Source organism: Pedobacter sp. B4419 (assembly GCF_059693725.1).
This window is the reverse complement of sequence record NZ_JCASSL010000001.1, coordinates 1,606,034-1,628,513: the sequence shown is the minus strand read 5'-3', so window position 1 is coordinate 1,628,513 and position 22,480 is coordinate 1,606,034. Positions and strand designations below refer to the sequence as shown.

Below are 22,480 nucleotides of genomic sequence, written 5' to 3'. Positions count from 1 at the left end.
ATGGGAAAAGTGACAGGATTTCTTGAATTCGAAAGAGTTTCGCCTTCAAGACAGGAACCAGCAGAACGTTTAAAGCATTATGATGAATTCTTACACGCTTTGCCTAGCGACCAGTTGAATAAACAAGCCGCCCGTTGTATGGATTGTGGCGTGCCTTTTTGCCAATCGGGTTGTCCTTTGGGCAATGTGATACCAGAATTTAACGATGCCGTTTACCGTGGCGATTGGTTAAATGCAACCGAAATTTTGCTCAGTACCAATAATTTCCCTGAATTTACAGGAAGGATTTGTCCCGCACCATGCGAAAGTGCCTGTGTATTGGGCATTAATAAACCTCCAGTAGCTATCGAGGAAATCGAAAAACATATTATCGAAATTGCTTTCGAAAAGGGTTACATCAAAGCCAATACGCCGTTAATCAGAACCGGAAAGAAAATAGCGGTAATTGGTTCAGGTCCGGCTGGCTTAGCCGCTGCTGCCCAACTAAATAAGGTTGGACATGAAGTAGTGGTTTTTGAACGCGATGACGTTCCGGGAGGACTGCTTCGTTATGGTATTCCTGATTTCAAACTGCAAAAAGATGTAGTAGAAAGAAGGATCAAATTAATGGAAGAAGAAGGCATCGTTTTTAAATGCAATGCCAATGTTGGCGAAAATGTAGAGCTGAGCACTTTGTTAAGAGATTACCAGGCTATTGTATTGGCTGGTGGCTCTACCATTCCACGCGATTTGAATTTGCCTGGCCGAGAATTAGACGGAATCCATTTCGCTATGGACTTCTTAAAACAACAAAATAAACGTGTAGGTGGTCGTGAATTTACCGAAACGCCATTGACGGCTACTGGTAAAAATGTAATTGTAATTGGTGGTGGCGATACCGGATCAGATTGTATCGGGACTTCTAACCGTCACGGTGCTAAATCTGTTACCCAGTTCGAAATCATGCCAATGCCTCCACAAAGCAGAACAGAGCATATGCCTTGGCCACAGTATCCGGTGTTGTTAAAAGTTACTTCTTCGCACGAGGAAGGCGCCAGCAGGAATTGGGCGGTAAACACCAAAGAATTCATCGCCGACGAGCAAGGCAAGCTAAAGGCATTAAAAGTGGTAGAAGTGGAGTGGGAGATTGATGCATTCGGCCGTGCCTTAGGCTTTAAAGAAATACCTGGAACAGAAAAAGAGTATCCTTGCGAACTGGTTTTATTGGCCATGGGTTTCTTACATCCCCAAAAACAGGGCTTGTTAGAAAAACTCGGTGTAGAATTAGATGCACGTGGCAATGTAAAAGCAATTGAAGGACAATACCAAACCAATATTCCAAAGGTTTTTGCCGCAGGCGATATGCGCAGGGGGCAATCTTTAGTGGTTTGGGCCATTTCTGAAGGCAGGGAAACCGCCCGTAAGGTTGACGAATACCTGATGGGCTATAGCAAACTGCCATCAAAAGATGCCATTGCCTACGCATAAATAGTATAGTTTTTCCCAAATTATAATGATACCACAGCCAAGCAAGTACTGCTAGCTGTGGTTTTTTGTTTTCCAACAGTCCGTCATCCCGGACTTGATCCGGGATCGCTCTCGAGTTAGATGCTGGATCAGGTCCAGCATGACGATTGATTATTAGCCACAGATGAACAGATTTAAGCCATTTAATTTTAACCTTTTTGTCATTCCGAACGCGTGAGGAATCTATAGCATAGATCCTTTGCTTCGCTCTGGATGACAAAAAACACGTCATTGCGAGGAACGAAGCAATCTCTTTTGTATAATTGCAAGTAGCGGAATAGATCAACTAATGAAAAACTATAAGAAAGAGCTCGTTTGGATTTTGGGTACAATAATTTTAGGCTTGATTATTTATTTTTTGCTCAGACAATTAAGCGCTAACGACGATATTCATATATACACTACCTTTATTGCGATAGAATCTCAATATGTCCTAGTGGCAATATTGGTAGCTCTTTTTTTCCTTATTTACTTAGGAAGAATAATTGCAGGTAGGTTTAATAATCTCTTCACTAACAGTATTTTCCTAGGTGCAAATCTCATCTTGATTATTTGTTTGTACTATTTAGCCTTGCTTTTCAAAGAATTATCTGGAAACACTTTATATCCGCCACTTTCGGCAATGGCAAAAAAAGTTGATGAAGCTAATTCGCCACTTTATTATGATACAATAATCATCATTGTATTATTAGTAGTAATTGAAATTTTTGTATGCTTTAAAACTTGGAGAAAATTTAAGTGAAACCAGTAATCTGTAGTCTCTTATTTTCATAAATGGGATATTTATTCGCAAATTTCTTATGGAATTAAGTATTTCAATTCATCATGCCTTAAACATTGTAAAATGCATCTAAGAAAACTAATCACACTCTTTCTCTTCATCAGTTCAGGGCCATTATTGGCTCAAACCAATTGGAAAGCGATTGAAGCATCTCTTTATAAACAAGTGGAAGAACGTAAGATATCCAGTGAAGAATGGTATTCAAAATTAAAAAGCGAAGCCGGATATCTTGATGATTTGAAATTATGGGTAAAATCAGAAGAGGCAATAACAGATAAAAAAGAATCCAAAAATCTAAGTTTAAAGTTTCCCAAGGAATTTCAAACTACAATAGCCAATGGAAATAAGTATGCCATCGTTTACTTAAAAAATAATGCTGCCGATTCCATTAATATATCTAGGATAGACGCTACCATTGATCATGTTGGAGAATATTTTTTCATCAATAACAAATGGGTGAGGTTTAGAACAAACGGGAAATCGACTTGTGGAAATAGTTATTTCAACAATAAATTGGCACCGAAACACCAACTTTCCTTAGAATTAGAAAATGGGAGTATTACAGAGGGAAAGAATAAAATCAAGTATAAAATTCAAATTAAGCTTGACAGTCAAATTGTTGAATCAAATGTTATTAATGTTTACTTATATGATAGTCAACTTAAACGCATTAAAGATAGCTTATTAAAAACTGAGTAGATCATCTATAATCGTTATCCGGAATAATGTATTGGAGGGAAACAAACGACAAAGCCACCAAGCACTCCAAGAATTGAAAATCTGTTGACCTGTGGCTTGCTCATGTGGTTAAAAACCAAAGTAGACTCCTTCTAAATTAGGTCCACCCATTTTAAACCAACTTTCTTATTCCGATATTAGGTAATTATCCCTTAAACGCTGTTATCTTATGTCTGAAGTAGATCAAAATCAAGCAGGCGATACCCGTCGCGATTTCTTGAAGAAGACTTCCCTGGCTGCCGCTTTATCGTTAACGCCAATTACCATTTTAAAGGCGGCCGACCAAAAAGTCGATGAACGTTTTGCCGAGCTTTTCGAAAAAATCCCATTGAACCTAAAGATCAACAATAAAGCCTACAACCTCAAAGTTGAGCCCAGGGTTACTTTGCTAGACCTGCTGAGAGAACAACTGCACCTAACAGGCACTAAAAAAGGCTGTGATCATGGCCAATGTGGGGCTTGTACGGTACATGTGGATGAGCAAAGGGTAAATTCATGCCTAAGTTTAGCGGTAATGAACGAAGGCAAAAGCATAACCACCATCGAAGGCTTAGCCGTTGGCGATGAATTGCATCCTATGCAGGCCGCTTTTATCAAACATGATGGCTTTCAATGTGGCTATTGCACACCCGGACAGATCATGAGTGCAGTAGCCTGCATACGGGAGGATCATGCAAATTCGCGAGAGGAGATCAGGGAATACATGAGCGGTAATATCTGCCGTTGTGGTGCCTATCCGAATATTGTAGATGCCATACAGGAAGTTAAAGAGAAAGGAGCCAAGGTATGATCAATTTCCAATACCTCAGAACTTCGGTGGTTAAAACGGCTTTAACGCTAATCGGAAAAGATCCAAAAGCTGCCTTCATCGCGGGAGGCACCAATCTGGTCGATTTGATGAAAAGGGGAGTAAGCGCTCCAGAAAAACTGATAGACATCAACCATTTGCCTTTAAAGGAAATCAGTTTTGCCAATAATACATTACAAGTTGGTGCATTAACCAGCAATACGGCATTGGCTGAAGCCCCAATTGTAAAAGAGAAATTTCCTTTGTTAAGTTTGGCTATCCAAGCTGGAGCCTCGGCACAGCTGCGCAATGTGGCTACTGTTGGTGGCAATATGATGCAACGTACCCGTTGTGGCTATTTTTACGACACTACTATGCCTTGCAACAAACGTCAGCCTGGTAGTGGTTGCGGAGCCATAGGCGGCTATAACAGGATGCATGCGATATTCGGCACCTCCGAGAGCTGTATTGCCGTACATCCAAGCGATATGTGCATAGGCTTGGTTGCTTTAGATGCCCAAGTGATCATTGCTAGTGCCAAAGGAGAACGTAAGATCCGTTTTGCCGAATTCCATAAATTGGCAGGCAGCACACCTGAAAAAGACAATAACCTGCAAAAAGGAGAACTGATTAAAGGCATAGAAATCCCGGCTAATAATTTCAATAAGAATTTCCATTACCTCAAAGTGCGCGATCGTTCGTCCTATGCTTTTGCATTGGTATCTGTAGCTGCCGCGTTGGATATTAAAAACGGCGTTGTTAACGATGTGCGCTTGGCCATGGGCGGTGTGGCTCATAAACCTTGGCGATTGATAGAGGCAGAACTTTTCCTTAAGGGTGAAGCGCCTTCAAAAGCCAATTTTGAGCAGGCCGCTAAAATAGCGATGAATGGGGCCAAAAGTTTTGGAGAAAATGATTTCAAGCTTACCCTAGCCCCCAATACAATTGTTGAAGCATTAACCATAGCCCTAGCCAAAAAAGCCTAACATGGAAGATTTATATTTTTTCGACGAAAACGATCGCGTTGATGGCGTAGAAAAGGTAACTGGAAAAGCAAAATATTTTGCCGAATTCCAATTGCCAGGCCTTGTTTATGGGGTTTTGGTAACAAGTACCATTACCAAAGGAAAAATTACGGGCATTGATGTAAAACCAGCCAATGCTGCACCTGGCGTTTTAGCGGTTTTATCGCATTTGAATAAACCATCTGTGCTTGCGTACGAACAGGAAGGTGGTTCGCCAATGAAGATATTTTATACTGATCAGGTATTTTTTAACGGACAACCCATTGCTTTAGTCGTGGCCGATACCTTTGAAAGGGCTACTTACGCTGCTTCATTGGTTAAGGTAACTTACGAAAAAGCAAGTTTCAATACCGATTTTGAAGGAAGCATTAAAGATACCAAAGCTAAAAAGCTGCAAGGTCAGGCTCCTTACAAACGAGGAGTTGAAGATGCCTACAAAACTGCGGAAGTACAGGTAGAAGCCACGTATACCTTACCAGTAGAAACCCATAATCCAATGGAACTACACGGCATCATTGCCGATTGGGGCGTAAATGATAAAGTAACTGTATATGCCAAAACACAAGGTGTGAAATCTACCCAAAGCACCATTGCAAATACTTTTAAGATCCCAGCGGAAAATATACAGGTCAATTCTCAATTTGTTGGCGGTGGTTTTGGCATGGCCCTAAGAACATGGCCATTGGAAATCGCAGCTGTGATGGCTTCCAAACAATTGAAAAAGCCCGTAAAATTGGTGATTACCCGCGATCAAATGTTTACCATGGTGGGTAATAGACCTGCGGCTCACCAAAAAATTGGATTAGGCGCCAGTAAAGACGGAAAAATTACAGGAATCACCCATACCGCCTTTGGTCAAGGCGCTACGTATGAAAATTTTACCGAAGGTGTAGTCAACATGACCAAGTTCATGTATGCCTCAGAAAATGTGAATACCAATTATTATGTGGTGCCATTAGATATGGGTGTACCTATCTGGATGCGTGGCCCAGGCGAGGCTACGGGTGCTTTTGCACTCGAAAGTGCCATAGACGAAATGGCGCATGCCTTAGATATGGATCCTTTGGATTTCAGGACCAAGAACGATCCAGAAACAGATCCAGCGCAAAATAGACCTTTCTCTAGCAAATATGTAAAAGAGGCTTACAGGTTAGGTGCCGCTAAAATTGGCTGGGGTAACAGAAAGAACAAACCTGGAAGCCTAATTGACGGCCCTTGGCAAATAGGCTATGGCGTTAGTGTGGGGGTGTTTAATGCTTCGAGGGGGCGTGCAAGTGTAAAAGGCATCCTCAAAGCCGATGGAACTTTGGTATTGCAAAGTGCAACCAGTGATATTGGTCCGGGTACCGGAACAGGGATGACCTTAATTGCCAGCAGACTGATGAACCTTCCGGTAGATAAAATTACTTTTGAACTGGGCGATTCGTCCTTGCCACCTGCGCCAAGCCAAGGTGGTTCGGCTACGCTTTCTACCGTGGGTTCTGCTGTAAACGATGTTTGCGTCTCCCTAAAATCGACCATTGCCGAATTAGCGGCAAACTCGAACATGGATGCCACTTCAAATTTTGTGGATGTCCTAAAAAAGAACAACCTACCGATGATTGAGGTGACCAAACAATCGCAGGGAAGTCCGGAGGCGAAAAATTATTCGATGTATTCTTTCTCTATTCACTTTGTACAGGTCAAAGTACATCAAGCTACAGGCGTGGTTAAAGTAAGTAAAATTGTTTCGGTAGGAGATTCTGGAAAAATCGTGAGTCCTAAAACCGCGAGAAGCCAAATGGTAGGAGGCGCAGTAGGAGGTATTGGCATGGCCTTAACCGAGGAAGCCATCCTAGATAACCGTTATGGACGCTATGTAAATAACAACTTTGCCGATTACCATGTACCTGTGCATGCCGATGTACCAGATATCGACGTGATTTTTATCGATAAGCCAGATCCAATCATCAACCCGATGGGCGCAAAAGGTATGGGCGAAATCGCCTTGATCGGTTTTTCTGCCGCTGTAGCCAACGCAGTATTTAATGCAACCGGTAAAAGGATCAGAAGTTTGCCAATTACACCTGATAAAGTTCTCGCAACTTAATTTGTATCCCTTTGGAAAGGGAAGAAAAATATATGCATAAAAAAATCCCGCTAGCATTAACTAGCAGGATTTTCTTTTTTCTAATCGTCATCCTGAATTTAGTTCAGGGTCTAATCTCGAGATGAGATCCCGGATCATGTCCAGCATGACGTACTCTACTAGTACAACGTAAACTCTACACGACGGTTAGCTTGACGACCAGATGCAGTTTTGTTGGTTGCAATTGGTTGGTCAGGACCGTAACCTGTAGCTTCGATACGTGAAGCATTGGCACCTTGACCTACTAAGTAAGCTTTTACCGATTCTGCTCTGTCTTTAGACAAACGCAAGTTTAATGCTCTTGAACCCGTGTTATCTGTGTGACCAGCTAATTTCAAGCTGAAATCTTTAGTCATTAACAATGAAGCTACATTGTTTAAACTTGCATATGATTTTTGACGGATAGTTGATTTACCCAAATCAAATTCTAAGTTTTTAATCGCATCAGCAACTACTTTACGATCGGCTTCAGTTACCACAACTTTGGTTTCTTTAATGATCTGTGGTTTTGGAGTTGTTAATGGACAACCTGAACCATCAACTACAGTACCTGCAGGAGTTCCAGCACATTTGTCAAATTTGTTAGCTACACCATCACCATCATCATCGCCCATATCTTTGGCATATTGCTCTCTGTCTCTTTGTGCATTTTGCTCAGCAGTAGATAATGCTCTTCTCAACTCTTCGCTTTCTGCTGCACTTTTCTTGCGCAAATCAGCTATAGCACTGTAATTTTGCAATTGAGATTTTTCTTTGCTTCCCAAGGCAAACTCAATACCTGCGTGACCATAAGCAAATCTGCTTTCATTGTATGCAGATTTAACAGTTGCAGATGATTTAACAAAATTCACATCATAACCAAAATCTAAGTTAATGCCTTTGGCAACACCTAATTTAAAACCAACACCTACTGGTATGAACCAGCCTTCTCTGTCTTTATAAACATTGGTAGTTGTAGATCCAGCAGTTACGTCTGAGCTTGATGACATGTAACCAGCACCAGATTTTACATAAGGAATTAAAAATGCATTTTGATCGTTGAAGCTAAAGTTAGCCACATTTAAAGTAGCTGTTAAAGCACCCGACCATTGGATTTCGTTTTCTTGGTAAGCACCCCCAACACCATAAGTTTTAGTTTTGCCACGCAAAAAATCGGCTTGTAAACCTAAGGCAGGTAAAATCTGTTTTTTGATGAAAGCACCATATCCAATGCTTTTAAATTCATCTGCTTTTACGCTATTGCCACCAAAAATTGTATTTTGGCTTAAAATACCACCGTGTGCACCAACGCTCCAAGTACGGAACGATTGCTTTTCAAAGCGGCTTGTAGCTGTAGGTGTTTCTTGGGCAAACACCGAAGCTGATAGACCTAATAAGGCCGTTAACATTGTCGATTTAATAATTTTTGTGTTCATGTTTTTCTTTTTTGAAAGTGTTTTTAAAGTAACTCAACAAGTTTGTTACATACACCACAAAGAAAAAACCCTGCCAAAAAGAAGAGATACACGTTCAACCTGCATGATTTCAACAGGTTAGGATAGGTATTGTGAAAGTTAAGCTAAACTAAATTTAACGTTAAAAGTGCTAATATTTGTATACAATACTATACAAATTAAGCTTTGGCACTTGGATTCTTTAAGCCAGTTTCTAATTTTTCAACTGCCTTTTCAATACGTTCGATTCTTGTTTTTTCCTGCTTGGCCGTTAAGATCCAAAGCACATATTCTTTTCGGTTTGAATAGGAGAGTTGTTCATAAAATCCCAAAGCTTTGCCGTTTTTTTCTAATGCCATTTTAAGATCTTCGGGTAGCTTAACTGTTTTATTGGCTACATCTACATATTCGCCAAAGGCATTGCTTGCAATCTCCTGATTGCCAACCCCAGATTTCTTTTGCGCATCGGCAGGTTTGAGTCGCAAGGCAGTCCAGGTTTCGTTGATCGCCGCAGACGCACAGGGAACTAAGTTAAAGGTCTTCAAATCATCCCACGATTGCATTAAATTCAAATCGGTAGTTAATGCCGATTTGGCTTTTGGGTACAAAATCCAGCAAATGGTTTTGGCATCGATAGATTTTGCGTTTTCATGTAGCGCATCCATCATTGCCGACTTGGTTTGTGCAAAAATCAGGATTGCATCAAAAGTGGCTAATGGCGCAAAGGAAACGGCAATGTTGGTAGGGATGGGATCAAAAATCACACTTACATTTTCAGGTGCATTGATGATGCTCAAGTTAAATCCTGGTTTTACCTGTAGTTTTTTAAAAAGCGGATTTTCCATTGTCTATAATTTAAGTTTGGCAAAGAAGTCCCAAAGCACTATTCCTGCAGAAATTACAATGTTAAAAGAATGTTTGGTCCCAAATTGTGGAATTTCTATGCAGCCATCTATCTTTTGCATGGCCTCATCGCTTACGCCATTTACTTCGTTACCAAAAATCAGGGCATATTTTTTAGTTGGATCTGGTACAAAAACATTGAGCATGGTACTGTTTTCGGCTTGCTCTATAGCAATGATCTCATAGCCATGCCGCCTTAAACTGTCAATAGCGGTTAAAGTATCTGCAAAATGAATCCAATCAACAGATTCGGTGGCACCTAATGCAGTTTTTTCAATTTCGCGATGCGGAGGCTGTGCCGTAATGCCACAAAGCACTACTTTTTCTATAGCAAAACCATCTGCAGTCCTGAATACCGAACCTACATTGTGCATGCTGCGCACATTATCCAACACCACTACTACAGGCAATTTCTCTTGTTCTTTAAATTCGGCTAGCCCTACACGGTTCAATTCGTCAAGTTTAAGTTTTCGCATGTTGCAAACTTAGAAAAAGCTGTTCATTTGAACGGCGCCAAAAAGAAATTAATTCACCGGAACTTCCAAGCCTTTTACACCATCGCCAATGGCATGTACATAAATTGCAGCAGGGTAGCCAATTTTATCTACGTAACTAGTGGTCAAATGTTTGGCAAAATCTTCTTCAAAGCCTTTTCTAAGTAGGGCTATGGCACAGCCGCCAAAACCCGCACCCGTCATCCGTGCACCAATTACATGCTCGTAGTCCTTGCAAAAATCGACCACGGCATCCAGTTCCTTGCCTGTAACCTCGTAAAGCTCTTTTAATGATTGGTGCGAAGCATACATTAATCGGCCAAATTCTTCCAGCTCGCCGGCATTTAATGCCTTGGCGGCCAAATGAACCCGATCATTCTCTTTCACTACATGCGTAGCTCGTTTTAAAACGGTTTCATCGGTAATCAAATGGCTATGCAAAGCGAATTTCTCTGCATTGAGCTCACACAGATGATTGATGTTGATCTCTTGCTGCAAAGCCTGCAGAGCCTGCTGGCACTCGGCTACACGCTCGTTATATTTTGATTCAGAAAGTTCGCGGGTTTTGTTGGTGTTGATAATGGCCAGGATATAATCGCCCAATTGGCAATCAACCACTTTATATTTTAAGGTGTCACAGTTCAATACCAAAGCTTTGTCGGCTTCGCCAAAGGCAATGGCAAACTGGTCCATAATGCCCGAATTTACGCCAATAAACTCATTTTCTACTTTTTTAGAAAGCTTTACCAGTTCGAGTTTATCATGGCCCAACTGAAAATAATCGTTTAGGGCAAAGGCGGTGAGCACTTCAATAGAAGCTGATGAAGAAAGCCCTGAACCAATCGGGATATTTCCATCATACAACAAGTCGAGGCCAGTACTTAGGTTCCATTCATCGCTTTGCAGTTCGTTAAAAACGCCCAAAGGGTAATTGTACCATTCGCCACCGGTTTTTTGATAGCTCTTTTGCAAAGCAAAACTGCCTTCATGCTCAAAATTTGTACTCTTGAAACGGATAACACCATCGTTGTTAGGGGCCATGAGCAACCTGGTGCCTGCAGTAATGGCGCAAGGCATAACCAAACCGCCATTATAATCTATATGTTCGCCTATTAAATTCACCCTGCCAGGGGCAAAATAAGTAGCGGTGGGATGTTGCTGATATTGTTGAAAAAATACTTCGGTTAATTGGTTATTCATGGTTAGGTTTCTTTGGTAGAGTTATATTTTAAATTGTATTTTAGCTGAGCATCTAAGATACAACTTATGAAAATAAAGCAAATACACACAGGCAAATTTATTAATGAAAAAGAGGTTATTGCAGTCGAACTTATCAATGATAAAGGCACATTAGTCAATATTTTTAACTACGGCACCATTATCAGCAAGTTTATAGTGAAAAATGCAAAGGGCGAACTACAGGATATTGTGCTCGGCTTCGACAATTTCGAGCAATACCTAAGCGAAGAATACCTAGCTAATTATCCTTATTTAGGCGCGATCATCGGGCGTTATGCCAACAGGATCAAAAATGGAGAATTTAGTATTGATGGCACCGCCTATCAATTGGCCAAAACCAATGGCGAAGATTGCCTGCATGGAGGCAAGGAAGGATTTGATAAAAAGATATGGGATATTGTGGCTGTGAGCGAAGAACCAAACGCCAGCGTAACCTTTCAATATTTTAGTTTAGATGGCGAAGAGAATTTTCCTGGAGATTTGGCCGTGCAGCTCACTTTTGAACTCACCAATAACGATGAGCTTATTTTGACCTATCAGGCCGATACCGACGAAGCTACACCGATTAACCTGACGCATCATAGTTATTTTAACCTTTCTCCAAGTCTGGAACCCATTATGAAGCACAAACACCAGATGAATGCTTCGCACTACCTGGAACAAGACAGCAATTATGTGGTTACCGGGAAATTGATCCCGGTTGAAGGTACTTATCACGATTTTAGAAAAGGGAAAATAATAGGAGAGAACTGGAACACGGAAGAAGGTTATGACCAAACCTACGTACTTGATAAGAACTATGGCGAATTGACTTTGGCCAGCATCACCAGCGAAGCCAATAGCGGCCTTACCTTAAGTATTTATACCACCGAACCGGTAGCGCACCTGTATACGGCTAAATACCTGAATGTTAAAAACGGGAAGGGAAGCCGTAATTATAATGAATTTGACGCCTTTTGCGTGGAAACACAACACCATCCGAACGGCATTAACATTCCTCAATTTCCAACAACGGTATTAAGGCCAGATGAGGTTTATAGCCAGGTTACCATATATAAAGTGAGCACCTGATAGCTCTTTTATAAAACTATTCATTCATTATAACGTTTGCATACTAACGAACAGCTGAAATCTTTTGATGTTGGCTGTTTATTAATCAGTTAAACCAAACCTAAAAACCATGTTTACAATAGAAGCTATCGAAAAAGCGGGAGAAAAGATCCAAACGGGTGCCGATTTCCCCCAATTTGCAAGATACTTAAAAGAATTGGGTGTAGTAAGAAGCGATACCTATGTGATGAATGGCATGGCCATCTATTTTGGCAAGGAAGATCATACCGTTGAAAGTGGCCCGGTTTATGAAAACCTGTTGATTGAGGAAGAATCTGATCCAACAGCACTCAAAGAAGCTTTAAAGGAGCATCAGCAAGGCAAAACCGATTACCAAACCTTTTGCAGACAGGCTGCAGGTGCGGGTGTAGAAAAATGGATCATCGACTTTAAAGCGATGACCGTTACCTATTTGGATATAGCTGGAACAGAATTGGTGGTCGAAGAGATTCCTTGAGAACCTAAACCAACCGCTCTAATACGGTTTTGATGGCTTTTTCTACGATTTTTTCTGGATTGTTGCTAAACTCAAATTTTACACGACTGGCCAAAATAGCATTCACGGATAAAGCTTTATGCCCCAGAGTTTTGGCTAGAGCATAAATTCCGGCAGTTTCCATCTCTAGATTGGTGATGCGATGTTTTCCCTGCGTAAAGCTGTTTAGCTGGCTGATAAAATCTGGTACCGCGTTCTTGGCTCGCACTTGTCGGCCCTGGGGTGCATAAAAGCCCGGAGCGGTAATGGTAATGCCCTGAGCCATATCTTTACCAATGGTGTTTAACAACTTGTCGTCGGCTGCAGTTAGATAGGGGTGAATGCCTCTGATATGCGAAAAATGCGACTTGATACTTTCTAGCAAACTGTGTTCTTCGCCAGAAACCTGATGGATGTAATAATTCATCAAGGCATCGAAGCCCAAGCCATAAGAGGATGCCAGAATAGTTCCCATCGGAATATCGGGTTGTATCGCGCCAGAAGTACCAATACGAATAATATCCAATGATTTAAGCTCGCTTTTGATGCTTCTGCTTTCAAAATCTATATTCACCAAGGCATCCAATTCATTAAAAACGATATCGATGTTATCGGTACCAATGCCTGTAGAAATTACCGTGATGCGCTTTTTGCCCAAGTAACCGGTATGCGTTACAAATTCGCGTTTGCCTTTTTTAACCTCAATCGAATCAAAATGCTTGCTGATTTCGGGCACACGATCCAAATCGCCCACCGTAATTACCGTGTCGGCGATATCTTCAGGCAATAAATTTAAATGATAGATGCTCCCATCAGGATTAATGATCAAATCCGCTTCTGATAATTTTTGCATGTTCAATAAGTCTTCTATTTGTTTGATTGCTAATGATTGTCGATTAATCAGACAATTGTTGGTATTGCTGGACTTTCTTTAACAATAATAGCAATATAACAATTTAGCAATAATGAGGTATTAAATCGTATAAAGATATTTTAACGAGAGGCCATTTATCTTTTCCAGTTTGCCCAGCACTACATTTAAATTGGTTTTTCTTACTTCAAAACGCAGTACACATTTGGTATCAAAGTCTTGGGCTAAAATTTGGAGCTCTTCGTCTTTCATGATCCGCATCACTTGGTTCATTTCCAAATAATCAAATTCGGCTTCATACACATCATTTACAGTTTTGCTGATTATTTCACTGGACTGAAGTGCTTCAACGGTTGCTGTTTTGTAGGCATTGATGAGCCCGGGTACGCCTAGCAAGGTACCACCAAAATAACGGACCACCACCACCAAAATATTAGTTAAGTCGGCAGAGAGCAAAGCGTTTAAAATTGGTCTTCCGGCAGTGCCCGAAGGTTCGCCATCATCGTTCAGCTTAAAAACACTGCGGTCTTGCCCCAATCGAAAGGCCCAGCAAAAATGTCTGGCCTTGCCATGTGCTGCTCTTAATTTGCCGAGTATGGACTTAAGTTCGGTTTCGTTGGTAAAAGGGTAGGCATAGGCAATAAATTTGCTGCCCTTGTCTCTAAAAATCCCCTCAGCAGTATCCTTTATGGTTTGATAGGTATCATCGAACAGCATGCAATTTTGATAAAGTGATCAAAATAATGGCAGCTAGCGCTAAAACCAATCCCAAGTAATTCAGTTTGCTTAGTCTTTCCTTAAACAATACGATGCCAATAAAGCTTCCCAATATAACTACGCCCATATTCATGGTAGCAAACACGGTTGATGGGTTTGTTGACATAGCCTGATGTGCTTTAAGGTAAAACAGGATATTGCCAAAATTAAAAAAGCCGAGTACGCAGCCACATACAAAATTGATCAGCTGCAGTTTGGTCTTTTTAATAGAAGCCAAATAAAGGATATAGGCGAGCGACAGCACGAAGCAAATGCAAAAAATGACAAAAAGAGAAGTGGTAAAAGGCATCACCGTGATTTGGCTTACCAATTTCAGCAACACGTCTATCACTCCAAAACCTACGAAAACAAGCAACAAATACAGCCACGACTGTTTAGAAGAAGCGCCCTCAGATTTACGGTACATGGTGAAAATGATCGCTGCAAAGCCGAAAATCAGTCCAACATATTTTAAGCGGTCAAAGCTATCGTTAAATAAGAAATAGGCTGCGCAAAGCGAAATGAACAATGATAAGCGTTGCGCAATGTCTGTGCGGGCCAATCCGGCTTGCCTCACCGCAATACCCTGAAACAAAAATATAGCAGGCAATAAGATACCCAAAGCTGGAAACACCCACGATAGATTGGCAAAGCTCAAGGCGCTTACATCAGGTTTAAAAAATATGGCACTTAACACAATGGCAAACAGATAGTTCCAGGTTACGGCCTGCATCACATTAATTTCGTAACGTTTGGCCATTTTGAGCAATACGCCCACGGTAACACTGCATATAATGCTTAGCGCTAAATAGATCATTTTTTAAGGTAAGGTGTATAAATTTTTATTACGTCGGTTCCCAATTCCATTTCTGAACTCAGTTGTCCATCAATAGAAGGCGCTAATATACCATTTGGCCACGTAGTTTGTGCAGTAATAATTCGGGCTTCGTCCCAGAGACCCGCTTCGATAAACTGTTTCAGGATCTGTGCGCCCCCTTCGATAATAACCGATTGGATATCCATCAGGTATAACTGGAAAGCTATTTTCTGGGCCAGGTAAAACGACATGTCTTCCATTTGCACAAAGTGGATATTCGTTGCTACATCGGTTTTTACCTCGTTGAAGATGATGGTCTTGGCTTCGTCGTTATAGAGATTTGCAGTGGATGGAACGGCTAATTTGCGATCAATTAAAATGCGTATGGGATTTTTTCCGGCTACGTTTCTGGCTGTTAATCGCGGATTGTCGTTCAATGCGGTTTGCTTGCCCACTAAGATGGCATCTTCTTCAGTGCGCCATACATGGTTCAGCTGATTGGCCAATGGACCAGAGATCCAGGCTTGCCTACCATCGCCAGGCGCGAAATAACCATTAGCGGTTTGGGCCCATTTCAGGATAATAAATGGCCGCTGTTCTTTTATTCTTGTAAAAAACCTACGGTTAAGCTGATTACATTCTGTTTCTAAAACGCCGACTTCAACCTCTACGCCGCCAGCTTTCAGTTTCTCAATTCCTTTACCATTTACACCTGCAAATGGATCTGTACTACCGATAACCACTTTTTTCAATTGGTGTTTGACCAGTAAATCGGCACAAGGAGGTGTTTTGCCAAAATGCGCACAAGGTTCCAAACTCACATAAGCAATTGCATTTTTGAGCAGGAGCGGAGCTTGATCGCCATAACGGTCGAACACTGCATTTACGGCATTCACTTCTGCATGGGCTTCGCCAAATTTTTGGTGGTAGCCTTCGCCAATGATTTCATTTTCATGAACGATGACACAGCCAACCATGGGATTTGGACTTACTTTGCCCATGCCCATAATGGCCAGCTCTAAACAACGCTGCATGTAAAACTCATGGTTCATTAGGCAAAAGTAGTCGATTGGATGATAATTTGCTCATCTATCTATAATTTCTTGACATTGCGATTTTATAATTGCCATTGGCTATTTTTGTGGCCATGAAGTTAAAAGAGCTGGCCGCCAAATTCAATTCGGAATTAAATGCATTGTATGGAGAAGAGGAGAGTCAGGCGCTGTTCTTTATGGCCCTGCAACAATTGCTTGCCCTGAAATATAGCGGTTACCTGCTCAAAAAAGAAGAAACATTGGGCACAGCCGATTTAGCCAAATTTGAAGCCCTGCTCATCGAACTCGCTACAGGAAAACCCATCCAGTATATTTTTGGAGAAGCGCACTTTTATGGATTGCTGTTTAAGGTAAACGAAGAAGTACTTATTCCGAGGCCAGAAACCGAAGAATTGGTAGATTGGATCATTGAGCGCGTTAACGGTTTGCAGTTGCCTGTTAGCAGCAAAAGCTTACTTGATATTGGCACTGGTAGTGGATGCATTGCCATTGCTTTAAAAAAACATTTGCCTCAGTTTGAGGTTGTCGCTTTAGATATCGCCGAGGCCAGCTTGACTATCGCCCAAGAAAATGCTGTGCTTAATCAGGTTGATGTTGAATTTGTAGAGCAAGACATTCTTCAAACACAACATACAAAGCTCGAAACCCCTTATTCGATTATCGTTAGCAACCCGCCCTATATTACGCAAACTGAAAAGGAGCAGATGCATCAAAATGTGCTAGACAATGAACCCCATCGGGCTTTGTTTGTAAGCAATGAACAGCCTTTGGTTTTTTATGAAGCCATTGCCAATTTCGCTCAGCAAAATTTAGAAAAAGGCGGCTTGTTGTTTTTCGAAATCAACGAACATTTAGGTAAAGAAACAGTTAACTTATTAAATAGTAAAGGATTTAATAAGATCGAGTTAAGAAAAGATATGCAAGGTAAGGATCGAATGATTTGTTGCAAGAAAAGCTAACTATGGCAAGTATAATTGATAAAATGTTGTCTAACTACGGGCTAAAAGAATCAAACAGTATCTTGCCTCTGTTAGCTGATTTCGCTAGCGAAAATGAAATCAGGGAGTATTGCTACGATGTGTTAAGGAGTTATCCTGACCTTAAAAAAGAAGATTGGTTGGTTGGATTGGAAGGAGGAGACTACATTTACAGTTTTGCTGGGAACTATGTTTTTATTACTGATGATATCTGGAGTTTTAATGTAGTTGCCAGGCAAGCAGTTTTAGAACTTCTCGCCAATCAAATGAGGGTGCTTAAAATGTCCAAAATCTAGATTTTTTAGATAAAGTCAAACCAATTCTGCCATCAGGGTTCTATCAAACTAGATTCCTCCTGTAGTCAGAATGACAAGATAAACTATGATCTCGGATGGAACTGCGTAATCACTGTTTTAAGGTAATCGCGGTCTAAATGGGTATAGATTTCGGTTGTGGTAATGCTGGCATGGCCCAACATCTCTTGTACGGCTCTTAAATCGGCCCCGCCTTCAATTAAATGTGTTGCAAAAGAGTGTCTTAATGTATGTGGACTGATGCTTTTATTGATATTGGCGGCAATCGCCAATGTTTTGAGTAATTTAAAGACAGAAATTCGAGACAATCGGCTACCTAAGCGGTTCAGGAAAACAAAGTCATCGTTTCCTTTTTTGATATCCAAATGCACCCTTACCTCGTTGATGTAAATTTCCAAAAGCTTCAAGGCCGTTGCTCCAATAGGAACCAAACGTTCTTTATTTCCTTTTCCTATTACCTTTATAAACTCTGTTTGTGGATAGATATTAGAAATTCTTAATTCAGTTAACTCACTTACCCTTAATCCACAACCATATAACATTTCAATAATCGCTTTATTTCGCATGCCTTCGGGCTTGGAAGCGTCAACACAATCGATCAACTTATTAATTTCATGAATATTCAGGGTATCTGGCAATTTTCTGCTCAGCTTTGGGGCTTCGATTAGCACCGATGGATCTTCGGTAATGATTTCTTCCTGCATCAGGTAAGAGAAGAAGGCCTTAATGCCCGAAATTACCCTTGCTTGGGTACTGGCCTGCATGCCCACTTCGTTTATCCAGGTGATAAAACCCCTCAAATCATCCAGCTCTACTTTATTGGGGATCAACTCTTGACCTGTGGCTTCATAATACTGCAACAGTTTTTGTACATCATCTAAATAGGCTTCGATGGAATTGGCAGCCAAGGCGCGTTCTAACCTTAAGTAATCTTTAAAACCTTTGAGATAGGGCTGAATGCTCATTTAGATTATGGAGTTTTTTTTATAACATTGCAATGTTACATAATATAGGCATGAAGATACAAATTATAAATGGCCCCAACCTTAACCTGCTTGGCCTGCGCGAACCTGGAATTTACGGCAGCCAAAGCTTTGAAGATTACCTTTTGCAATTGCGCGAGCAATACAGTATTATCGAAATAGACTATTACCAAAGCAATGTTGAAGGAGAACTGATCAATAAACTGCACGAAGTTGGGTTTTCTTATGATGGGATTATCATTAACGGCGGTGCCTATACGCATACTTCTGTGGCCATTGCCGATGCCATTGCAGGCATCAAAACACCTGTTGTAGAGGTTCATATTTCGAATATTTACGCCCGCGAAGAGTTTCGCCATGTTTCGTTAACTGGAAAAAACTGCAAAGGCGTGTTAACAGGTTTTGGCTTAGATGGTTATCGTTTGGCCTTAGAAAGCTTTTTAAAGTAACTATTATGAAAAGATATTTATTGATTTTGCTTTTATGCCTGACAGTAAAGAGCTATGGACAAGCCGTAACTAGCAGAACCATTACCAAACTCGACGAGAAAACAGTAGTTAAAGATGGAACTGGTGCAGTAATCCCTTATGTGATCTGGAAGAAACTATAGCAAAGTGGCGAATACTCGATAAAACCTGTTGAACCTGGCAGTCCGGAATTTGTGATCTACCAGATGACTGAGGAAGAAAAAGCCCGTGATGCAGCACGCAAGAAAACGATGGCGGCTACTATGGGTAAACCTAGGGTGGCCGATGCTCTTAAAGAAGGTGAGAAATTTAGGGGCGAAAAAATAACCGATATCAACGGCAATAAATTTGACCTGAAAACAATTGGCGATAAGATTTATGTAATCAATTTTTGGTTCGTCAACTGTCCGCCATGCAAGCAGGAAATTCCCGAATTAAATGAAGTTGTAAAACAGTATAAGGATAATAAAGAGGTTGTTTTCTTGGCGATTGCCTTAGATGACAAGTACAGCCTTAAGCAATTTCTTAAAACATCGCCCTTTAATTATAACGTGGTTCAAGATGGCCGTTACTATGCAGAAAAATATGGCGTAACTGCTTATCCAACGCATGTAATTATCGGCAAAGATGGATTGATTAAATTCAGTACCGTTGGCTTGGCCGGCAATACGGTTTATTGGATCGAAAAAACCATCAAAGAACAACTCAGCCTTTAATTCAGCTCACTAAATTTTTTGATCTTTTTGGCGAAATAAGCCCAAACGATACTGCCCTTGTAAACACCATTATGCTGTTTCAGGGGCTTTTGTTTTTGGCCACGTTTGCGGGCAGTCTTCATTACTTGTTTAAAAAAATGAAAATGGGCCTTGCTAATAGCCAAAGTAAATTTAGGCTTGCCCTTGAGCAAGAACTGAAACCAAGCCATCAGGTCTAGCCAAAGCCTGATAAAGATGCGAAAGTAAGCTTCGCCTTTTGGCAAATTCTTTTGCATTATGATCAGGTTATTCCTAAAGTTAAGGTAGGTTTTAAAAGGATTGTTGGCATTGAGCGTGCCACCGCCTAAATGATACACCTCCGCATCGGTACAGCAAACGACTCGATAGCCCAGGTTCTTCAGTCGCCAGCAAAGGTCTATCTCTTCCATGTGCGCAAACAGGTCGCCATCTAAGCCTCCAACTTCTTCCCAAACGCTACGTTTGATAAAAAGTGCAGCACCACTGGCCCAAAAAATATCTGCATTTTGATCGTATTGACCATGATCGGTTTCCACTTCGTCGAAAATCCGGCCACGGCAAAAAGGGAAGACGTTTAAATCTACAAAGCCACCCGCGGCACCGGCATATTCAAACTGCTCCTTTTGCGAAGCCCATTTCAATTTGGGTTGGGCAGCACCTATGGTTTCGTCGCTTTGCATCAGTTCGATAACAGGCCTGATCCAATTTTGAGGCACTTCGACATCAGAATTCAAAAGAACAAAATAATCGGCATCTACACGGGAAAGGATTTGATTGTAGCCTTCGGCAAAGCCATAATTCTGGCTGTTGGTTAAAATATCGAGTTGTGGATACTGGTTCCGTACAAATTGGAGCGAATCATCTGTAGAAGCGTTATCGCCAATAACGAGTTGCAGGTTCGGATAATCGCTTTGAACTACACTCGGTAAAAAACGCTCTAAAAGTGCCTTGCCATTCCAGTTTAGAATGACTACAGCTACGCTAGGTTCCATATGGCTATCTCTGTTGTTTTGTCCCAAAAAGTTTTACCGGTATACAAAAAGCCTTTTATAATTGTAAATTTGGGGATTCTAGAATGCAAACATAAATTATCAGATGCAAAGTTCAGCTATATTTCCGCTATTTTATCTTCCGCCAATCAGTTATTTTACTGCCTTAAAAGCACATGATTTTAATTTTCTGGTCGAAAAACAGGAACATTTCCCCAAGCAGACCTACCGCAACAGAACAAGCATTGCCTCGCCAAACGGCACTTTAGACCTTATTGTGCCTGTTGTTAAAGGCGCAAAGGTACATACGGCAATCAAAGAGGTAAAAATCAGCTACGATACCCGTTGGCAACGCCTACATTGGCTTAGTTTGCAAAACTGTTACCGCAGCTCTGCCTATTTCGAATTTTACGAAGATGGCCTGCGTGAGTTTTACGAGAAAAAATTTGATTTCTTATACGACTATAATTTAGAGCTGCTCCAATGGGCATTTAAGCAACTGAAGGTAACAGCCATCGTTAATGAAACCGAAAGCTATGAAAAGGAATGGCCTTCGTTGGTAGATTATAGGGACCAGATGACTAAAAAAGAGGTGCCCACCCAGGAAACAAAAAGTTATTTTCAGGTGTTTAGCGACAGGAATGAATTTATTCCTAACTTAAGTATTGTCGATTTGCTGTTTAGCCAAGGGCCACAAAGCAAAACCTATTTTTAACCGATGCGAAAAAATACGAAGCACAAACACAAAAAACGGAACTATGCCTTGCCATTGCCAGGTTCTAGTCCGGGTTTGATTTACATTGACGAACACTCGCTAAAGCCCAAGATCAAGCTTTATACCTACAATGAACAAGAATATAAGGTAGAAGAGCTGCAAAACCTCAATGGCATAAAGTCGCGGACAAGCAATGAAAAATTCAACTTCTGGATAGAGGTAAAGGGCTTTAACTCAGTTGAGATGTTTGAGACTTTGGCAAAGGAACTGAATATCAACAAACTGATCCTCGAAGACATTACCCGAACCTACCAAAGGCCTAAATTCGAAGAATACAACGATTATGTTTTTTCGATCAGCAGAATGTTGCGTATTGACGAGGAAGGTGCATTAGAAAACGAACAGGTTTCCTTCATCTTGGCCAAAAATATGCTCTTTACTTTCCAGGATCGTTATGAAGATTGTTTAGATCCTGTACGTAAGCGTTTAGATTTGGGCAAAGGCAATATCAGGATTGGAGGCAGCAGCTATTTGATGTATGCCCTGATGGATATGATCGTAGATAATTATTTCTCGGTACTTGGAGCCTGGAGCGAAGAACTGGACAATATTGAAGACCGCTTGTTCGAGAAGCCCGATAAAACCATCATGTACGATACGCAGGTGATCAAACGTAACCTGATTACCTTAAGAAGGGTGGCTTGGCCAGAGCGCGACAAGATGAACGATATTTTACGCACAGACAGCCGATTTATAGACGAGCAGACCAAATTGTATTTCCGCGATGCCTATGATCACTGTATCCAGATTATAGATATGGTTGAATCATTAAAAGAGATTGCGGCCAGCAACATAGACATGTACCTCTCTATCATCAGCAACAGGATGAATGAGATCATGAAGGTGCTGACTATCATTTCTTCTATTTTTATTCCGCTGACCTTTATTGCGGGTATTTATGGGATGAATTTCTCTCGTGAGGATCCGGTAACCGGAAAGGTGATGCCTTTGAACATGCCTGAACTCTACGCCGAGCATGGCTACGTGGCTGCACTTGTCGTGATGGCTGTAATTGCTATACTGCAGGTCATCTACTTCTGGCGAAAAGGATGGTTTAAATAGCTAGAGGTTAGTCTTTAGTCCATAGTCCATAGTCCAAATACTGTTATTGCGAACGCAGCGA

25 protein-coding genes are annotated in these 22,480 nt (G+C 41.1%); 15 read left to right on the top strand and 10 right to left on the bottom strand.

The genetic code is table 11. The annotated features are described in order from the left end of the window. From AC570H_RS06595 to AC570H_RS06570, 6 genes are all read left to right on the top strand, one after another. On the top strand, positions 1–1,467 hold the full coding sequence (locus tag AC570H_RS06595; RefSeq protein WP_497352949.1) for a glutamate synthase subunit beta: 1,467 nt from the start codon (positions 1–3) through the stop codon (positions 1,465–1,467). 328 nt (positions 1,468–1,795) lie between these two features. Further along, positions 1,796–2,248, top strand: a complete 453-nt coding sequence (locus AC570H_RS06590) for a hypothetical protein (RefSeq protein ID WP_497352947.1) — start codon at positions 1,796–1,798, stop codon at positions 2,246–2,248. Between the two features lie 102 nt (positions 2,249–2,350). Beyond that, positions 2,351–2,986 carry a hypothetical protein gene (locus AC570H_RS06585; protein ID WP_497352945.1) on the top strand — a complete coding sequence of 212 codons (636 nt, stop codon included), beginning with the start codon at positions 2,351–2,353 and terminating at the stop codon, positions 2,984–2,986. 208 nt (positions 2,987–3,194) lie between these two features. Next, complete coding sequence (locus tag AC570H_RS06580; protein WP_497352943.1) at positions 3,195–3,815, top strand: (2Fe-2S)-binding protein; 621 nt, start codon at positions 3,195–3,197, stop codon at positions 3,813–3,815. Further along, positions 3,812–4,798 carry an FAD binding domain-containing protein gene (locus AC570H_RS06575; RefSeq protein WP_497352941.1) on the top strand — a complete coding sequence of 329 codons (987 nt, stop codon included), beginning with the start codon at positions 3,812–3,814 and terminating at the stop codon, positions 4,796–4,798. The genes AC570H_RS06580 and AC570H_RS06575 overlap by 4 nt, the downstream gene beginning before the upstream one ends. A 1-nt stretch (position 4,799) precedes the next feature. After that, entirely contained in the window at positions 4,800–6,926 is a 2,127-nt protein-coding gene (locus tag AC570H_RS06570; RefSeq protein ID WP_497352939.1) for a xanthine dehydrogenase family protein molybdopterin-binding subunit, read from the top strand. Between the two features lie 158 nt (positions 6,927–7,084). Here AC570H_RS06570 and AC570H_RS06565 read toward each other — a convergent pair whose 3' ends face one another. The 4 genes from AC570H_RS06565 to AC570H_RS06550 all read right to left on the bottom strand — a co-directional run bounded on the left by AC570H_RS06565 (position 7,085) and on the right by AC570H_RS06550 (position 10,995). Then, complete coding sequence (locus AC570H_RS06565) at positions 7,085–8,380, bottom strand: OmpA family protein (RefSeq protein ID WP_497352937.1); 1,296 nt, start codon at positions 8,378–8,380, stop codon at positions 7,085–7,087. 197 nt (positions 8,381–8,577) lie between these two features. Continuing rightward, complete coding sequence (locus AC570H_RS06560) at positions 8,578–9,243, bottom strand: YdeI/OmpD-associated family protein (RefSeq protein ID WP_497352935.1); 666 nt, start codon at positions 9,241–9,243, stop codon at positions 8,578–8,580. 3 nt (positions 9,244–9,246) lie between these two features. Continuing rightward, a complete protein-coding gene (locus tag AC570H_RS06555) occupies positions 9,247–9,777 on the bottom strand; it encodes an RNA methyltransferase (protein ID WP_497352933.1) in 531 nt (176 codons plus the stop codon). A gap of 48 nt (positions 9,778–9,825) precedes the next feature. Beyond that, entirely contained in the window at positions 9,826–10,995 is a 1,170-nt protein-coding gene (locus tag AC570H_RS06550) for a galactokinase (protein WP_497352931.1), read from the bottom strand. A 66-nt stretch (positions 10,996–11,061) separates the two neighbouring features. On the opposite strand from AC570H_RS06550, the gene AC570H_RS06545 reads away from it, so the two are divergent. After that, positions 11,062–12,105, top strand: coding sequence for an aldose epimerase family protein (locus AC570H_RS06545; RefSeq protein WP_497352929.1), 1,044 nt, complete (start codon positions 11,062–11,064; stop codon positions 12,103–12,105). Positions 12,106–12,214: 109 nt separating this feature from the next. Then, on the top strand, positions 12,215–12,601 hold the full coding sequence (locus AC570H_RS06540; protein WP_497352927.1) for a DUF1398 domain-containing protein: 387 nt from the start codon (positions 12,215–12,217) through the stop codon (positions 12,599–12,601). 4 nt (positions 12,602–12,605) lie between these two features. On the opposite strand, the gene AC570H_RS06535 is transcribed toward AC570H_RS06540, so the two are convergent. From AC570H_RS06535 to ribD, 4 genes are all read right to left on the bottom strand, one after another. Beyond that, positions 12,606–13,472, bottom strand: coding sequence for a nucleoside phosphorylase (locus AC570H_RS06535; RefSeq protein ID WP_497352925.1), 867 nt, complete (start codon positions 13,470–13,472; stop codon positions 12,606–12,608). 120 nt (positions 13,473–13,592) lie between these two features. Then, a complete protein-coding gene (locus tag AC570H_RS06530) occupies positions 13,593–14,207 on the bottom strand; it encodes an IMPACT family protein (RefSeq protein WP_497352923.1) in 615 nt (204 codons plus the stop codon). After that, entirely contained in the window at positions 14,194–15,063 is an 870-nt protein-coding gene (locus AC570H_RS06525) for an EamA family transporter (protein WP_497352921.1), read from the bottom strand. The genes AC570H_RS06530 and AC570H_RS06525 overlap by 14 nt, the downstream gene beginning before the upstream one ends. Then, positions 15,060–16,115: a bifunctional diaminohydroxyphosphoribosylaminopyrimidine deaminase/5-amino-6-(5-phosphoribosylamino)uracil reductase RibD gene (ribD, locus tag AC570H_RS06520; RefSeq protein ID WP_497352919.1), complete on the bottom strand. Its 1,056-nt coding sequence runs from the start codon at positions 16,113–16,115 to the stop codon at positions 15,060–15,062. The genes AC570H_RS06525 and ribD overlap by 4 nt, the downstream gene beginning before the upstream one ends. Positions 16,116–16,210: 95 nt before the next feature. On the opposite strand from ribD, the gene prmC reads away from it, so the two are divergent. Continuing rightward, positions 16,211–17,077 carry a peptide chain release factor N(5)-glutamine methyltransferase gene (prmC, locus tag AC570H_RS06515; RefSeq protein ID WP_497352917.1) on the top strand — a complete coding sequence of 289 codons (867 nt, stop codon included), beginning with the start codon at positions 16,211–16,213 and terminating at the stop codon, positions 17,075–17,077. A 2-nt stretch (positions 17,078–17,079) separates the two neighbouring features. After that, a complete protein-coding gene (locus AC570H_RS06510) occupies positions 17,080–17,391 on the top strand; it encodes a hypothetical protein (protein WP_497352915.1) in 312 nt (103 codons plus the stop codon). An 83-nt stretch (positions 17,392–17,474) separates the two neighbouring features. On the opposite strand, the gene xerD is transcribed toward AC570H_RS06510, so the two are convergent. Beyond that, positions 17,475–18,374 carry a site-specific tyrosine recombinase XerD gene (gene xerD / locus AC570H_RS06505; protein WP_497352913.1) on the bottom strand — a complete coding sequence of 300 codons (900 nt, stop codon included), beginning with the start codon at positions 18,372–18,374 and terminating at the stop codon, positions 17,475–17,477. A gap of 50 nt (positions 18,375–18,424) precedes the next feature. Here xerD and aroQ point away from each other — a divergent pair, with 50 nt between their 5' ends. The 3 genes from aroQ (at position 18,425) to AC570H_RS06490 (ending at position 19,575) form a co-directional block, all read left to right on the top strand. After that, complete coding sequence (aroQ, locus tag AC570H_RS06500) at positions 18,425–18,841, top strand: type II 3-dehydroquinate dehydratase (RefSeq protein WP_497352911.1); 417 nt, start codon at positions 18,425–18,427, stop codon at positions 18,839–18,841. A gap of 5 nt (positions 18,842–18,846) precedes the next feature. Next, positions 18,847–19,002: a hypothetical protein gene (locus tag AC570H_RS06495; protein ID WP_497352909.1), complete on the top strand. Its 156-nt coding sequence runs from the start codon at positions 18,847–18,849 to the stop codon at positions 19,000–19,002. Positions 19,003–19,065: 63 nt separating this feature from the next. Beyond that, on the top strand, positions 19,066–19,575 hold the full coding sequence (locus tag AC570H_RS06490; RefSeq protein ID WP_497352907.1) for a TlpA family protein disulfide reductase: 510 nt from the start codon (positions 19,066–19,068) through the stop codon (positions 19,573–19,575). Here the strand turns inward: AC570H_RS06490 and AC570H_RS06485 are convergent. Beyond that, positions 19,572–20,585 (bottom strand): glycosyltransferase family 2 protein, encoded by a 1,014-nt coding sequence (locus AC570H_RS06485; protein WP_497352905.1) that lies wholly within the window; start codon positions 20,583–20,585, stop codon positions 19,572–19,574. The genes AC570H_RS06490 and AC570H_RS06485 overlap by 4 nt on opposite strands. Before the next feature lie 103 nt (positions 20,586–20,688). On the opposite strand from AC570H_RS06485, the gene AC570H_RS06480 reads away from it, so the two are divergent. Then, positions 20,689–21,297: a WbqC family protein gene (locus AC570H_RS06480; RefSeq protein WP_497352903.1), complete on the top strand. Its 609-nt coding sequence runs from the start codon at positions 20,689–20,691 to the stop codon at positions 21,295–21,297. A 3-nt stretch (positions 21,298–21,300) separates the two neighbouring features. Further along, positions 21,301–22,419 (top strand): magnesium/cobalt transporter CorA, encoded by a 1,119-nt coding sequence (gene corA, locus AC570H_RS06475; RefSeq protein ID WP_497352901.1) that lies wholly within the window; start codon positions 21,301–21,303, stop codon positions 22,417–22,419. The last annotated feature ends 61 nt before the right edge of the window (positions 22,420–22,480 follow it).

Bases quoted from the DNA above. Each gene is read 5' to 3' on its own strand.
- AC570H_RS06580 (WP_497352943.1), top strand. From the start codon at position 3,195: ATGTCTGAAGTAGATCAAAATCAAGCAGGCGATACCCGTCGCGATTTC.
- xerD (WP_497352913.1), bottom strand. From the start codon at position 18,374: ATGAGCATTCAGCCCTATCTCAAAGGTTTTAAAGATTACTTAAGGTTA.
- AC570H_RS06535 (WP_497352925.1), bottom strand. From the start codon at position 13,472: ATGCAAAAATTATCAGAAGCGGATTTGATCATTAATCCTGATGGGAGC.
- prmC (WP_497352917.1), top strand. From the start codon at position 16,211: ATGAAGTTAAAAGAGCTGGCCGCCAAATTCAATTCGGAATTAAATGCA.
- AC570H_RS06570 (WP_497352939.1), top strand. From the start codon at position 4,800: ATGGAAGATTTATATTTTTTCGACGAAAACGATCGCGTTGATGGCGTA.
- AC570H_RS06545 (WP_497352929.1), top strand. From the start codon at position 11,062: ATGAAAATAAAGCAAATACACACAGGCAAATTTATTAATGAAAAAGAG.
- AC570H_RS06585 (WP_497352945.1), top strand. From the start codon at position 2,351: ATGCATCTAAGAAAACTAATCACACTCTTTCTCTTCATCAGTTCAGGG.
- AC570H_RS06560 (WP_497352935.1), bottom strand. From the start codon at position 9,243: ATGGAAAATCCGCTTTTTAAAAAACTACAGGTAAAACCAGGATTTAAC.
- AC570H_RS06525 (WP_497352921.1), bottom strand. From the start codon at position 15,063: ATGATCTATTTAGCGCTAAGCATTATATGCAGTGTTACCGTGGGCGTA.
- AC570H_RS06480 (WP_497352903.1), top strand. From the start codon at position 20,689: ATGCAAAGTTCAGCTATATTTCCGCTATTTTATCTTCCGCCAATCAGT.
- AC570H_RS06565 (WP_497352937.1), bottom strand. From the start codon at position 8,380: ATGAACACAAAAATTATTAAATCGACAATGTTAACGGCCTTATTAGGT.
- AC570H_RS06485 (WP_497352905.1), bottom strand. From the start codon at position 20,585: ATGGAACCTAGCGTAGCTGTAGTCATTCTAAACTGGAATGGCAAGGCA.
- AC570H_RS06555 (WP_497352933.1), bottom strand. From the start codon at position 9,777: ATGCGAAAACTTAAACTTGACGAATTGAACCGTGTAGGGCTAGCCGAA.
- aroQ (WP_497352911.1), top strand. From the start codon at position 18,425: ATGAAGATACAAATTATAAATGGCCCCAACCTTAACCTGCTTGGCCTG.
- AC570H_RS06495 (WP_497352909.1), top strand. From the start codon at position 18,847: ATGAAAAGATATTTATTGATTTTGCTTTTATGCCTGACAGTAAAGAGC.
- ribD (WP_497352919.1), bottom strand. From the start codon at position 16,115: ATGAACCATGAGTTTTACATGCAGCGTTGTTTAGAGCTGGCCATTATG.
- AC570H_RS06550 (WP_497352931.1), bottom strand. From the start codon at position 10,995: ATGAATAACCAATTAACCGAAGTATTTTTTCAACAATATCAGCAACAT.
- corA (WP_497352901.1), top strand. From the start codon at position 21,301: ATGCGAAAAAATACGAAGCACAAACACAAAAAACGGAACTATGCCTTG.
- AC570H_RS06490 (WP_497352907.1), top strand. From the start codon at position 19,066: ATGACTGAGGAAGAAAAAGCCCGTGATGCAGCACGCAAGAAAACGATG.
- AC570H_RS06540 (WP_497352927.1), top strand. From the start codon at position 12,215: ATGTTTACAATAGAAGCTATCGAAAAAGCGGGAGAAAAGATCCAAACG.
- AC570H_RS06510 (WP_497352915.1), top strand. From the start codon at position 17,080: ATGGCAAGTATAATTGATAAAATGTTGTCTAACTACGGGCTAAAAGAA.
- AC570H_RS06590 (WP_497352947.1), top strand. From the start codon at position 1,796: ATGAAAAACTATAAGAAAGAGCTCGTTTGGATTTTGGGTACAATAATT.
- AC570H_RS06530 (WP_497352923.1), bottom strand. From the start codon at position 14,207: ATGCTGTTCGATGATACCTATCAAACCATAAAGGATACTGCTGAGGGG.
- AC570H_RS06575 (WP_497352941.1), top strand. From the start codon at position 3,812: ATGATCAATTTCCAATACCTCAGAACTTCGGTGGTTAAAACGGCTTTA.
- AC570H_RS06595 (WP_497352949.1), top strand. From the start codon at position 1: ATGGGAAAAGTGACAGGATTTCTTGAATTCGAAAGAGTTTCGCCTTCA.